At 64.9% G+C, this 12,500-nt stretch carries 11 protein-coding genes; 7 read left to right on the forward strand and 4 right to left on the reverse strand.

All coding sequences use genetic code 11. The features are described 5' to 3' along the window. Positions 1 to 10 precede the first annotated feature (10 nt). Positions 11 to 1,003, reverse strand: a complete 993-nt coding sequence (locus tag AC1DJW_RS15655) for a DNA-3-methyladenine glycosylase family protein (protein WP_390278600.1) — start codon at positions 1,001 to 1,003, stop codon at positions 11 to 13. A gap of 137 nt (positions 1,004 to 1,140) precedes the next feature. Here AC1DJW_RS15655 and AC1DJW_RS15660 point away from each other — a divergent pair, with 137 nt between their 5' ends. Then, the gene (locus AC1DJW_RS15660) at positions 1,141 to 1,548 is read left to right on the forward strand and encodes a VOC family protein (RefSeq protein WP_284753340.1); all 408 of its coding nucleotides are present in this window, start codon (positions 1,141 to 1,143) and stop codon (positions 1,546 to 1,548) included. Between the two features lie 50 nt (positions 1,549 to 1,598). Here the strand turns inward: AC1DJW_RS15660 and AC1DJW_RS15665 are convergent, their stop codons facing one another. Further along, the gene (locus AC1DJW_RS15665; RefSeq protein WP_366176323.1) at positions 1,599 to 2,027 is read right to left on the reverse strand and encodes a VOC family protein; all 429 of its coding nucleotides are present in this window, start codon (positions 2,025 to 2,027) and stop codon (positions 1,599 to 1,601) included. Between the two features lie 146 nt (positions 2,028 to 2,173). Here AC1DJW_RS15665 and AC1DJW_RS15670 point away from each other — a divergent pair, with 146 nt between their 5' ends. Together AC1DJW_RS15670 and AC1DJW_RS15675 are read left to right on the forward strand one after the other, a co-directional pair. Continuing rightward, positions 2,174 to 3,559 carry a cystathionine beta-synthase gene (locus AC1DJW_RS15670; protein ID WP_284753342.1) on the forward strand — a complete coding sequence of 462 codons (1,386 nt, stop codon included), beginning with the start codon at positions 2,174 to 2,176 and terminating at the stop codon, positions 3,557 to 3,559. 14 nt (positions 3,560 to 3,573) lie between these two features. Continuing rightward, complete coding sequence (locus tag AC1DJW_RS15675) at positions 3,574 to 4,737, forward strand: cystathionine gamma-synthase (protein WP_476901820.1); 1,164 nt, start codon at positions 3,574 to 3,576, stop codon at positions 4,735 to 4,737. A gap of 110 nt (positions 4,738 to 4,847) precedes the next feature. Here AC1DJW_RS15675 and AC1DJW_RS15680 read toward each other — a convergent pair whose 3' ends face one another. Continuing rightward, positions 4,848 to 6,980 carry a phosphocholine-specific phospholipase C gene (locus tag AC1DJW_RS15680; RefSeq protein WP_476901821.1) on the reverse strand — a complete coding sequence of 711 codons (2,133 nt, stop codon included), beginning with the start codon at positions 6,978 to 6,980 and terminating at the stop codon, positions 4,848 to 4,850. A gap of 176 nt (positions 6,981 to 7,156) precedes the next feature. Between AC1DJW_RS15680 and AC1DJW_RS15685 the strand changes: the two genes are divergently transcribed. Both AC1DJW_RS15685 and AC1DJW_RS15690 read left to right on the forward strand, forming a co-directional pair. Continuing rightward, positions 7,157 to 7,684 (forward strand): winged helix-turn-helix transcriptional regulator, encoded by a 528-nt coding sequence (locus AC1DJW_RS15685; RefSeq protein ID WP_476901822.1) that lies wholly within the window; start codon positions 7,157 to 7,159, stop codon positions 7,682 to 7,684. Beyond that, a complete protein-coding gene (locus tag AC1DJW_RS15690) occupies positions 7,681 to 9,042 on the forward strand; it encodes an MFS transporter (RefSeq protein WP_284753348.1) in 1,362 nt (453 codons plus the stop codon). The genes AC1DJW_RS15685 and AC1DJW_RS15690 overlap by 4 nt, the downstream gene beginning before the upstream one ends. A 16-nt stretch (positions 9,043 to 9,058) precedes the next feature. Here AC1DJW_RS15690 and AC1DJW_RS15695 read toward each other — a convergent pair whose 3' ends face one another. Further along, complete coding sequence (locus tag AC1DJW_RS15695) at positions 9,059 to 10,231, reverse strand: acyl-CoA dehydrogenase family protein (protein WP_390278611.1); 1,173 nt, start codon at positions 10,229 to 10,231, stop codon at positions 9,059 to 9,061. Positions 10,232 to 10,323: 92 nt separating this feature from the next. Between AC1DJW_RS15695 and AC1DJW_RS15700 the strand changes: the two genes are divergently transcribed. Then, the gene (locus AC1DJW_RS15700) at positions 10,324 to 11,808 is read left to right on the forward strand and encodes a sensor histidine kinase (RefSeq protein WP_284753350.1); all 1,485 of its coding nucleotides are present in this window, start codon (positions 10,324 to 10,326) and stop codon (positions 11,806 to 11,808) included. Further along, positions 11,805 to 12,479 carry a response regulator gene (locus tag AC1DJW_RS15705; protein WP_390278613.1) on the forward strand — a complete coding sequence of 225 codons (675 nt, stop codon included), beginning with the start codon at positions 11,805 to 11,807 and terminating at the stop codon, positions 12,477 to 12,479. Before AC1DJW_RS15700 ends, AC1DJW_RS15705 begins: the two co-directional genes overlap by 4 nt. Positions 12,480 to 12,500: the final 21 nt, after the last annotated feature.

Below are 12,500 nucleotides of genomic sequence, written 5' to 3' on the forward strand. Positions count from 1 at the left end.
GTTGGTGGCGTTAGTGCCCTCGGTGGTCCTGGATGGTCATCCGCGGACCGAATGTCGGTTTGCGGAAGCCGCTGAGCCCCAGCATCCGGACTACCCGCTGCCGGTGCCCACTCCACGGTTCCAGGAGAGCGATCATTCCGGCGTCGTCCGTTTTCCTGCCGGTGAGCGCATAGCCGACGTACGAGGCCAAATGGTAGTCGCCCACCGCGATCGAATCCGGGCAGCCATGAGTCCGCTGGACCACCTCGGCGGCCGTCCAGACACCAATGCCCGGGATGGTCTGCATCTTGGCCCCGGCTTCCGCTGCGCTGAGCGATGCGAGCCGTTCAAGCGCGACGGCGGATCGCAGCGCCCGCATGACGGTCGCCGAACGCTGGGGACCCACGCCGGCCTTGTGCCATTCCCATGAAGGAACGGCCAACCATTGGGAGGCGGTTGGCGGGACGAGGAGGCCCGACGGCAGGCCCGACGTCGAAAGGCGGCCCGCGCTTGGCGCTGCGGTCCCGTAACGGTACATCAGGTAGCGGTAGCCCCGACGGGCCTCGATAGTGGTGACCTTTTGCTCAAGAATCGTGGGCACGAGGGAGTCCACCACACGGCCGGTGGTAGGCAAACGGACGGCGAGGTTCCGGCGTCGGGCTTCCCTGACCATGCGCGGAAGGGTGGCGTGAAAGGCAGCCTCGTCGAAGCCGGACCAGTCGTCCCCGCTCCCCAACAGCGCAGGCACGGAGGCGATGGCGGAGCCGGCACCGACGCCCCAAGCCTGGGTATCGACGTGCCTGTCCTGGCCGTTTCCCGCGGCGGTGAGTCGCAATGTGACCGGGCCATCCGGCGTCGTGAAGGCCATCCACACGCCGTCCTGCCGCGCCGCGAAGGAGGGGTCGCCATTGCCGCGCATGAGGATCCCCAGGGTCTGGAGAAGGTCGAAGGGGCCGCCGGCGTGCCATCGCACGGACGCGTCGGCCGCAGCCGCTGCTGCTGGCGGGACATCGACGATGGTCATTCATTCATGGTCGCACGCTCACCTGACAACACTCGAAAAGAGCCGCGTTCAAGCCCTTACGCCGCGAAACCCACCCGACTAGACTCCACGTGTGGCGCGGGGCGTCTGCGCCTTCCATGACAATCTCAGGAGAACCAATGGCCGGTGTAGTGCATTTTGAAATCCCCGCGGACGACAAGGAGCGGGCCAACACTTTCTACCAGGGTGCCTTCGGCTGGATGCTCAACCCCATGCAGGAGATGGACTACACGATCGCAATCACCACGCCTTCGGACCCGCAGACGGGTATGCCGAGCGCGCCCGGGGCCATCAATGGTGCATTGTTCCCGCGCACAGAGGAGCTGAAGACGCCCATCATCACGGTGGATGTCGAAGACATCGAGGCTTCGCTTGGCCAAATCGAGAGTGCGGGCGGTTCAGTGGTCAAAGGCAAGGATGCTGTTCCGGGCATGGGATACTACGCGTATTTCAAGGACACCGAAGGCAACATCCTGGGCCTCTGGCAGACCGACTCTTCGGCGGCAGGCACTGCACCGGCTGAGTGAGTGGGTTGCCCGGGCCGGCCCTTTACGCGGGGCCGGCCCTTTCCCCGAAACTACTCCCCGAAGCGCCCGCGGGCCTCCGCTGGAATCAGCGGCTTCTCAGCGCGGACCTTGAGTTCCTGCACCGCCCACGTGTTGCCGTCCGGATCGCTGAAGCCGAAGAACGTGCCGCCGTCGCGCTCGTCGAAGACGGTGATTTCGCTGGCCTCGACGCCGCGGCCCAGCAATTCCTCGCGTGCGGCGCGCGCATCCGCGACCACAAGTTGAAGGCCCCGCATGGAACCCGGCGCCATCTCATTCTGCGCCGGCAGGTCTCCGACGACGATCGAACATCCGGAGCCCGGAGGGGTCAGCTGCGCCACATGCATGTGCTCGTTGGTGGTGTTGTGGTCAAGGTTGAAGCCCACCTTGTCGCGGTAGAACTCGATGGCACGGTCAATGTCACTCACAGGGAGCACAACCACTTCGAGGGTCCAATCCATGGTGCATGTCCTTTCCTTGGAGGGTGTCACGGCTAGCTTGCCCCGCGAGGCCATCCTTTGGCTAGAAGCGAAGCAGATGCGGCCCGCCACCGGTCTGAGCCTCCGCTGCACCGGAGCAGTCCCGACCAAGCGGTAACTTGGTACCTATGAAGTACGCCCAGTCCGTCCTGGACCTCATTGGCAATACACCGCTCATCAAGCTCAACCACGTGACCGGGGACATCAAAGCCACCATTCTGGTGAAGCTCGAATATGTGAATCCCGGCGGCTCCATCAAGGACCGCATCGCGGTGAAGATGATCGAGGAAGCAGAACGGGACGGGAAGCTCAAGCCGGGCGGAACCATAGTGGAACCCACCTCGGGCAACACGGGCGTAGGACTCGCCCTCGTGGCCCAGCAAAAGGGCTACAAGTGCATCTTCGTTGTCCCGGACAAAGTGGGCGAGGACAAGCGTGCCGTACTCCAGGCGTATGGCGCCGAAGTTGTGGTGACTCCCACCTCCGTGGCCCCGGACAGCCCGCAAAGCTACTACAGCGTCTCCGACCGGCTCGTGTCCGAGATCCCGGGAGCCTTCAAGCCGGACCAGTTCTCCAATCCCGCAGCCCCCGGCAGCCATTACGAAACCACCGGGCCCGAAATATGGCGCGACACCGACGGGAAAATCACCCATGTCGTGATCGGCGCCGGTACGGGCGGCACCATCACCGGCACGGGCAGGTACCTCAAGGATGTGTCCGCCAACCGGTCAGAGTCCGACGGCGGCCGCGTCAAGGTCATCGGCGCGGACCCGGCAGGCTCGGTCTACTCTGGCGGCACGGGGCGGCCCTACTTCGTGGAGGGCGTTGGCGAGGACATGTGGCCGGCCAACTACGACAAGACCGTGCCGGACGACGTCATTGCCGTCAGCGACGCAGACTCCTTCGAGATGACCCGGCGCCTGGCCCGCGAGGAAGGCCTCCTGGTGGGTGGCTCCTCCGGCATGGCAGTGGTTGCCGCGTTGCAAGTGGCCAAAGACCTTGGCGAGGAAGCCGTCGTCGTCGTAATCCTGCCGGACTCCGGCCGCGGGTACCTGGCGAAGATCTTCAACGACAAGTGGATGCGCTCCTACGGCTTCCTCTCAGGTGGCGAGGAAGCCTCCGTGGGCGAGGTATTGAAGTCCAAGACCGGTGAGATGCCGGACCTCGTCCACATCCATCCCAACGAGACCGTGCGCGATGTCATCAACATCATGAACGAATTCGGGGTCTCGCACATCCCGGTCCTGTCGCAGGAACCGCCCGTGGTCATGGGCGAGGTCCTTGGCGCAGTCGACGAGCGCACGCTGACCACCAAGCTGTTCCGTGGCGAGGCCAAATTGACCGACAAGATCTCCGAGCACATGGGGGAGCGCCTGCCGGTGATCGGATCCCTGGAGACCATCTCCGCCGCACGAGAGCTGCTGTCCGACGTCGACACCGTCATGGTGACGTTCGTCGGAGCCCCCGTGGGCATCCTCACCCGCCACGACCTTCTCGCCTACCTGAGCAACTGACACTAGGAGTTCATATGTCTGCAAACGAAGCAGGATTCAACACGCGCGCTGTCCACGCCGGCCAGGCCTTCGAACCGCGCACCGGCGCCGTGGTTCCGCCGCTGCACTTCAGCTCGACGTATGCCCAGGACGGCATAGGCGGTTTGCGCGACGGTTACGAATATGGACGCGGCGGAAACCCCACCCGCGATGCGCTGCAGGAGCAGCTCGCCGCGCTCGAGGGCGGAACCCACGCCTACAGCTTCAGCTCGGGGCTTGCCGCGGAGGACTCCCTGATCCGCGCCGTTGCCCGCCCCGGCGACCATATCGTCCTCGGGAACGACGCCTACGGCGGAACGTACCGGCTCATCAACCGCGTGCTCGGCGAGTGGGGCATCGGCAACACACCAGTGGACATGTCCAACCTTGACGCCGTTGCCGCAGCCGTCGGGGCGAACAAGACCCGCGTCGTCTGGGTGGAGACTCCGTCCAACCCGATGATGAAGATCACCGATATCGAGGCGCTCGCCAAAGTAGCGCACGACGCCGGTGCCCTCCTCGTGGTCGACAACACCTTTGCGTCTCCCTACTTGCAGACCCCGCTCGCCCTGGGTGCCGACGTCGTGGTCCACTCGACCACCAAGTACATCGGTGGCCACTCGGATGTGGTGGGCGGCGCGATCGTGGTCAAGGACGCCGAACTGGCAGAGAAGATCGGCTTCGTGCAGTTCGCTGTCGGCGCCGTGTCCGGACCCATGGATGCGTTCCTGACCACGCGTGGCCTCAAGACGCTCGGCGTGCGCATGGACCGCCACAGCGAGAACGCCCAGGCCGTGGCCGAGTGGCTGCTGGAGCGTCCCGAAGTTGAAGCCGTGCTGTATCCGGGACTGCCTTCCCACCCGGGCCACGAACTCGCGGCCAAGCAAATGAAGAAGTTCGGCGGCATGATTTCCGTGCAGTTCAAGGGCGGCGAAGCTGCGGCCCGCAAAGTCGCCGAATCCACCCAAGTCTTCACGCTGGCCGAGTCCCTGGGCGGCATCGAGTCCCTCATGAACTACCCCTCGGAGATGACGCACGCTTCGGTCAAGGGCACCGAGCTGGCCGTGCCGGTCAACCTGATCCGGCTTTCCTGCGGCATCGAGGACGTCGAGGACTTGATCGCGGACCTCGAGCAGGCGATCGGCAACATCACCGACTGAAAGCCCATCCATTCCTGACCTTCTTTGGTGAACGGATCGGCCGGGACACGCCATCACAGCGGCGTGTCCCGGCCGATCCTCGTTCAAACATGGTCAGGAGTGGAGTTTCCCTAGCCGGAGATGCCCACCTGGCCATCTTCTTCGCGCCCAGTGAGGCGGCGACGGAAGGAGGGATCGTCCGGCGAGGTGATTTCGACGTCGTACCAGCCCTGGAGGGTCTGCCACCCGATCTTCTTCTTCTGGCCCGGCTTCAAGACCTGCTGGTCCGCATCCCCGACATACTGCAGCGCTGCGATGTTCAGCTGAACGGTCTTGCTTCCGTTGTTGCGCAATTCGATTTCCACGGCCTTCTGGCCGCGCGGGCCGTTGACGGTGACGTCGACGCCGGCCGCGGCACCCGCCGTCGTGCCCTTCAGCTCATACTGGTAGCGGTTGGGGCCGGTGACGATCAGGTCGAAAGAGCCTCCGGCAAGTGGCAATTGCAGGCCGACAGGGCCTTTCACGTCAACGTGCCGCGGTTCGGTGACCTCGCCCGCGTAGCCGTAAACGGTGAAGTGGGCAGACTGCGTGCCGTTGTTGTCCAGCGACAGTGTGAGGCCGCTGGCCGTCACCGCAGCGGATGTTCGTGGCCGGTAGGGGAGCGGGCGGGCCGGGCGGCTTCCGGATTCCTGGATGGGTGCCACCTGCACGGCCGGCGGGTTCGGCCGCCAGCGGGAAATCTTGGCGGGAACCGGACCCGGGTGGTCCAAGACCGGCGGCGTGCCCGCGGCGTCGAAATTGAAGACGCCGGTCAAGTCACCGCACACCTCGCGGCGCCACGGCGAAATGTTCGGTTCCTGTACGCCGGTCCAGCGTTCCAGGAAACGGATCACGGAAGTGTGGTCGAAGACCTCGGAGCTGACGTAGCCGCCGATGGTCCACGGTGAGACGACGGTCATGGGGACGCGGGGGCCGAGGCCAACGGGCAGGGCCGTGGTCCAGTCCGTGGATTCGCCGGATTCCGGGCGCGGCTGCACGGGCGGGGGAACGTGGTCGAAGTAGCCGTCGTTCTCGTCGAAATTCAGGAAGATGGCAGTACTGGCCCAGGTATCCGGGTTGCTGGCAACAGCGTCCAGCAGCCGGTAGACGAAGTTGGCGCTTCCCACGGGCGTGGAGGAACTGGGGTGCTCGGAATCGGCGGCGGAGGGCACGAGCCAGCTGACCTGCGGCAGGGAACCGGCGCTGATGTCCGCACTGAGGCGCTGCAAGAGGGTGTCCGGGCGGCCGCGGCGCATGCCCTTGTCGAAGAGGGCCTTCTCGGCGTCGCTCAGGAGCCGCCGGGCTTGTTCCAACTGGGCGAGAAGGCGGTCCTGTTCGGCGGGCGTCTTTCCCGCGAGTTTGTCGTAGAACTCCTCCGTGGTGCGCAGGTTTCCGTCCACGGACGCGAGCATTTTGTGGCCGATCGCCTTGAATGTCTGGAAGTATTCGACCGCGTTGTCCGTGAAGTTGTCCCAGTCCTGGTAGATCTGCCACGAAACGCCGGCCTGTTCCAGGCGTTCCGGGTAAGTGGTCCAGTTGTAGCCGCCATGGTCGTAGCTGTAGGCGGCGTTCGTTACAGCACGCTTGGTGCTGCCGGGTTCGGTCCCCGTGGTGCCGCTCCAGAGGTAGGTGCGGTTGGGGTTGGTGGAGCCGTTCACGGAGCAGTGGTACGCATCGCAGATCGTGAAGGTGTCAGCGAGCTCGTACTGCAAGGGGATGTCCGAGCGCTCGTAGAACGTCATCGTGGAGGCACTCTTGGCCGGGACCCACTTGTCGCACCAGCCGTGGTTCCACGCTGCAGTGGTGCCCGAGAAAGAGTGGTCCAAGGCGTTCAGGTACTGGATATCCGAATCCGGCCGCCCCGCGAGCTCCGCGGCTTTGCGGAGCGAGAACGGCAGGACGCTTTCGCCGGTGGCGCGGGGCTGTTCGAACATTGAACGGCCGTTGGGCAGCCGGGTGATGGACTTGTCTGCGTAGCCGCGTACGCCGCGGAGCGAACCGAAGTAGTGGTCGAAGGAGCGGTTCTCCTGCATCAGCACGATGACGTGCTTGATGGACTGGAGGCTTCCAGGTGCCACCGGTTTGGCCATGGCTGCCTGGACCGAAGGCGGCAGCAGCGAACCCGTGGCTGCGAGGGCTGTGGCTGCGGCGGCGGTGCCGAGGAAGCCTCGTCGGGAGATTCCAGGGTTGGAATGGTTCTTCGTTTGCGGGGTGTCCGTTGACATCGAAGAGGGTGCCTTTCATAAGCGGGGTTGACCCTGCGAATCTAGGCTCCCTGGATAAACCCTCGGTAAAATTCCAAGACACCATCCGGCCACCGTGCGGTCTCTTGATGGCCACGGACAGAGGCCACTGGCGATAAAGCCTAGCTTTCTTTAGAAAAGCCAGCTAATCTCGAACCATGCCTTTACGATCCGATTGGTCCGAGCGGACGTGCAGCCTTGCGCGCGGCCTCGATATCCTCGGAGACCCCTGGGGAAGCCTGGTGCTACGGGAGGTCTTCTTCGGCAACGGCCGCTTCGATGCCATCAAGACCCGTCTCCAGATCGCAGACAACGTCCTCAGCAAGCGATTGACTTGGCTCGTTGAGGCGGGCCTCCTCGCCCAACGGCCCTACCTGGACGGCGCCCGAACGCGCCAAGAGTACGTCCTTACCCCCAAGGGCGAAGATGCTTTGCCTGTCTTGAACGCCATCATCATCTGGTCCGAAAAGCATCTCGACGCGCCGACGGACAAAGCCCACATGCGCGTGATCCACAACGGTTGTGGACTGCCGACGGCGTCTGCGGATACTTGCTCCCATTGCGGGTCCCGCCTGACGGCAGCCAACACCAGCTGGCATAGCCTCACGCGATCGGAACACCCGTTGGCCTTGGCCACAGCTCCCGCCACACGCGACCTCCCGAACGAATCGGAGCCCTCCGCATGACCGCACCCAATCCCACCGAACTTTCCGCCGGCAAACCAGCCGGTAAGGCTCCGCGGAAGCGGCGCCTCCACCCCGCCTGGATGGTGGCCGCCGTCGCGTTCCTGGCACTTGTGGGCGCAGCCGGATTCCGTGCAGCCCCCGGCGTCCTCATGGTGCCGCTACAGCAGGAATTCGGTTGGTCAACCACCGTGCTGTCGCTCGCCGTCAGCATCAACCTGGTGTTGTTCGGCCTCACGGCGCCCTTCGCTGCCGCGCTCATGGAACGCTTCGGCATCCGCACTGTGACCTCGATCGCCCTCTGCCTGATCGGCCTCGGCTCCGCCTTGACGGTGTTCGTGAACCAGTCCTGGCAAATCCTGTTGACCTGGGGTGTGCTGATCGGACTCGGTACCGGCTCCATGGCCCTGGTTTTCGCAGCCACCATCGCCAACACGTGGTTCTCCAAGAACCGCGGACTGGTGATCGGCATCCTGACAGCGGGCAGCGCCGCCGGGCAGCTCGTGTTCCTGCCCTTCATCGCGGTGCTCGCGCAGAGCCCGGGCTGGCGCGGCGCCTCGCTGCTGATAGCAGCCGGTGCGCTCGCCGTAGTGCCGCTCGTGCTGCGCTGGCTCAAGAACTCACCGGCCGACGTCGGGGTCCAACCTTACGGTGCCGAAGAGGAGCAGCCGACGACGGCGGGAGCCGCCCCGGTTGCGGAATCCGCCAACGCTGAAGGTGCCAAGACGCCCAACGCAGCCGTGCGGGCACTGCAGGTCCTCAAGCGCGCCAGCAAAGTGCGCACCTTCTGGGCCCTGGTTGCCGGTTTCGCCATCTGCGGTGCCACCACCAACGGCTTGATCGGCACCCACTTCATTCCCTCGGCGCACGACCACGGCATGCCGGAAACCACGGCGGCGGGCTTGCTGGCCGTCGTCGGGATCTTCGACATTGTGGGCACCATCGCTTCCGGTTGGTTGACGGACCGCTTCAATCCCAAGGTGCTCCTGGCCGTGTATTACCAGTTCCGTGGGGTCGGGCTGCTGGTGCTGCCCGTGCTTTTGGGCTCCACCGTGCAACCCAGCATGATCCTGTTCGTGGTGGTGTACGGCCTGGACTGGGTAGCCACTGTGCCCCCGACGGCGGCCATCTGCCGCAAGGTGTTCGGGGCGGACGGTTCGGTGGTTTTCGGCTGGGTCTTCGCTGCGCACCAGCTCGGAGCCGCGGCCGCCGCGTTGCTGGCGGGTTACATCCGCGACGCCACGGGCCACTACACCTATGCATGGATCGGGGCCGCCGCGATGTGCACAGTGGCCGCCGTCATCAGCGCGACCATCCGCAAAGATGCGGGGAAGAAGGAACCCGTCCCGGTCGGAGCCTGACCCCGCGCCCAGGAAGCTATCGGAAAGCCGGGATGCCCGTGATGTGCTGGCCCAGGATCAGGGTGTGTACCTCGTCCGTCCCTTCGTAGGTGCGCACGGATTCCAGGTTGTTGGCATGGCGCAAGGGCGGGTAGTCCAGCGTGATGCCGTTGCCACCCAGAATGGTACGGGCGTCGCGGGCGATCTCGATTGCCTCCCGCACATTGTTGAGCTTGCCCAGCGAGATCTGTTCCGGGCGCAGTTTGCCTGCATCCTTGAGCCGTCCAAGATGCAGCGCGAGCAGGGTTCCCTTCTCAATCTCCAGGAGCATGTTCACGAGCTTCTCCTGGGTCAGCTGGTAGCCGGCCAAGGGTTTGCCGAATTGCATGCGGCTTCCGGCATATTCGCGCGCCGCCTCGTAGGAGTCTCGGGCGGCGCCCATGGCACCCCAGACAATCCCGTAGCGTGCCTCGTTGAGGCAAGAGAACGGGCCGCGGAGGCCCAGTGCGCCCGGGAGGAGGGCCTCCGGGCCCAGCCGGACGGCGTCGAACACTAGATTGCACTGGATCGAGGCACGCATGGAGAGCTTCGCGTCGATGGGAGTCACGGTGACTCCCGGGGTGCCAGCCGGAACCAGGAAGCCCCGGATGCCGTCGTCTGTGTTTGCCCACACCACCATGACGTCGGCGATCGAGGCCATCCCGATCCAACGCTTCGAACCGTTCAGGACCCAGCCTTCGCCGTCACGGCGGGCAAAGCTGGCCATCGACGACGGGTCCGAACCCGCCGTCGGCTCCGTCAAGGCAAAGCAGCCGACCAGTTCGCCGGCAGCCATGCGCGGGAGCCATTGTTCCTTCTGCTCTTCGCTGCCCCACTTGTGGATCGCCGTCATGGCCAGGGAGCCTTGGACGGACACGAAGGTGCGGATGCCGGAATCGCCGGCCTCGAGTTCCATCGCGGCGAGGCCGTATTCGACGGCGGTGCGGCCCGGGCAGCCGTAGCCCTCCAGATGCATGCCAAGGACGCCGAGTTCGCCGAGTTCCGCCGGTAGTTCCCGCGGGAACACTGCGTCCTCGTACCAGCGGGCGATGTTCGGCCGGATCCGCTGGTCCGTAAAATCGCGTACCTTCTCGCGAAGCTCCAGTTCCTCGGAGCTCAAGAGGGAATCGAGGGCTAGGACATCGGAGGTATTCGTCGTTGAATGGCTCATGCCAGCATCCTAAGGCCGGACATGTTGCCCGCAGCGGCCTGAAGGAACAAGCGACGCAGGTAGCGGCACCTGCTCCGTGCCAGAATTGAGCCATGGCCGCGGCGGACGTGAACGCAATAGGACTGCCGCTACCGGCAGTCAAGGGGATTGGACGACGCCGAATTCTGGCGGGCCTGGTCCTGGCACTGCTGCTGCCCGTCGCCATCGAAGTCCTGGTATCGGTGCTGCAGTACCGGAACTTCGCCATGATCATGCTCTTCCAGTTGGCCGTCTCGGCAGCGGTTGCCGCAATCGGGGGTTTGTGGCCGGCTGTGGTGTCGGCCGTCCTGGGCAGCATGCTCTTGAACTACTTTTCGGCCGATCCGGTGGGCTCCCTGTCCATCGCGGATCCCGCCACGCTTTTCACCCTGGTCATCTTCCTCGCTGTGGCGTGCGGCGTGGCGCTCGCCGTCGGTTTGGCGACCCGACGGGCCCAGGAAGCCGCGCATTCCGGCGCCGAGGCAAAAGCCCTCAGCGAATTGGCCCTCCGTATCCTGAGCTCGGACGGCAGCCTCGAGTCTTTCCTGGACAAGATCCGTGTCAACCTCGGGATGGACGCAGTGACGCTGCTCTCCACGTTTGACTCTCCCGACGCCCCCGTCCCCGGCTGGCAGGTCCTTGCAAGCTCCGGGATTCAACCGCCGGTGACCCATGCGGCCGCCGACCATGCCGCCGTCGTCGATCGCAACTACACCCTCCTGCTCCGCGGCGGGCCCCTTTCCGAACAGCATCGCCGCATGCTCGCCGCGTTCGGTGCCTTCGTGGTGGCAGTGCGGGAGCGGCAGCAGTTGGTCAAGAGCAGGCGGGACAACGCGCGGTTGGCGGAAGGCAACAAAATGCGGACCTCCATCCTGCGCGCCGTCTCCCATGATCTCCGCACTCCTCTGGCGGGCATCAAGCTTGCCGTCAGCAGCCTGCGCCAGGAAGACGTGACCTTCGCCCCCGAAGACGAGCGCGAACTATTGGCCACCATCGAGGACTACGCGGACCGCTTGGATCACTTGGTGGATAACTTGCTGGACATGTCGCGTATCACCGCGGATGCCGTGAACCCGCTGTTGCGCGGACTGGGCTGGCACCAGATCCTGCCGGAGGCTTTGCGCGGCGTGCCGGAGGAGCGCATCCGCAACGAGCTGCCGGCCAACCTCCCGTATATAGAGGCCGACGCCGGGATGCTGGAACGCGTCGTCGCGAACCTCGTGGAGAACGCAGTGAAATACGCGCCCGATTCCGATGTTGTGCTCGTGGCGCGGACCGGTGCGGGTATCACGGTGGAAGGTCGGCCGGCGAGCGAACTGCGGGTGATGGACCATGGTTCGGGGATCGCACCCGCGGCCGTACTGGAGCTTTTCCAGCCTTTCCAACGACTCGATGATTCTCCATCCAGCCGGGACGGGCGCAGTGGAATCGGCCTGGGACTCGCTGTCGCCAAGGGATTCACCGAAGCCATGGGCGGTACGCTCATGGCTGAGGCGACGCCGGGAGGCGGGCTGACCATGGTGGTCACACTCCCTCTGTGGACAGGAGGGCGGCCATGAGCCTCGTGCTGATCGTGGAGGACGAAGCCCAGATCGCCCGGGCAATGCAGATCAACCTCCATGCCCACGGCTACCGCGCTATCAGCGTCGGCAACGGCGCAGACGCCCTCAAGGCGGCGGCCCAGCAGCCCGTGGACATCGTGGTGCTCGATCTCGGACTGCCGGACATGGATGGCGTGGATGTGATCAAGGGAATCCGCGGCTGGAGCAGCATGCCGATTATCGTGTTGTCCGCCCGGCACGGTTCGGAAGACAAAGTAGAGGCCCTCGACGCCGGAGCGGACGACTACGTGACCAAGCCTTTCGGCTTGGACGAACTCCTGGCCAGGCTCCGTGCAGCCTCGCGGCGGGCAGCGCCCCGGCATGAAGCGCCGACGCTCCAGACCGCCGACTTCCTGGTTGACTTGGCCGGAAAGAAGATCACCAAAGAAGGCGCGGAAGTGCGGCTGACGCCCACGGAATGGAACATCCTGGAATTGCTGGTGCGCAACGCCGGACGGCTGGTCAGCCAGCAGCAGATCCTCACCCAGGTCTGGGGACAGGCCTACGCCAAGGAGACCCAGTACCTGCGTGTCTATATTGCCCAGCTCCGGCGCAAGCTCGAACGCGACCCCGCACAGCCGCGCCACCTTCACACCGAGGCCGGCATGGGATATCGCTTCGATCCGTAGCTGCGTACGTAGACTGTAGTC

It is taken from the genome of Arthrobacter sp. 05L417 (assembly GCF_056397865.1).

Bases quoted from the DNA above. Each gene is read 5' to 3' on its own strand.
- AC1DJW_RS15705 (WP_390278613.1), top strand. From the start codon at position 11,805: ATGAGCCTCGTGCTGATCGTGGAGGACGAAGCCCAGATCGCCCGGGCA.
- AC1DJW_RS15660 (WP_284753340.1), top strand. From the start codon at position 1,141: ATGGCCGGTGTAGTGCATTTTGAAATCCCCGCGGACGACAAGGAGCGG.
- AC1DJW_RS15675 (WP_476901820.1), top strand. From the start codon at position 3,574: ATGTCTGCAAACGAAGCAGGATTCAACACGCGCGCTGTCCACGCCGGC.
- AC1DJW_RS15695 (WP_390278611.1), bottom strand. From the start codon at position 10,231: ATGAGCCATTCAACGACGAATACCTCCGATGTCCTAGCCCTCGATTCC.
- AC1DJW_RS15665 (WP_366176323.1), bottom strand. From the start codon at position 2,027: ATGGATTGGACCCTCGAAGTGGTTGTGCTCCCTGTGAGTGACATTGAC.
- AC1DJW_RS15655 (WP_390278600.1), bottom strand. From the start codon at position 1,003: ATGACCATCGTCGATGTCCCGCCAGCAGCAGCGGCTGCGGCCGACGCG.
- AC1DJW_RS15670 (WP_284753342.1), top strand. From the start codon at position 2,174: ATGAAGTACGCCCAGTCCGTCCTGGACCTCATTGGCAATACACCGCTC.
- AC1DJW_RS15700 (WP_284753350.1), top strand. From the start codon at position 10,324: ATGGCCGCGGCGGACGTGAACGCAATAGGACTGCCGCTACCGGCAGTC.
- AC1DJW_RS15680 (WP_476901821.1), bottom strand. From the start codon at position 6,980: ATGTCAACGGACACCCCGCAAACGAAGAACCATTCCAACCCTGGAATC.
- AC1DJW_RS15685 (WP_476901822.1), top strand. From the start codon at position 7,157: ATGCCTTTACGATCCGATTGGTCCGAGCGGACGTGCAGCCTTGCGCGC.
- AC1DJW_RS15690 (WP_284753348.1), top strand. From the start codon at position 7,681: ATGACCGCACCCAATCCCACCGAACTTTCCGCCGGCAAACCAGCCGGT.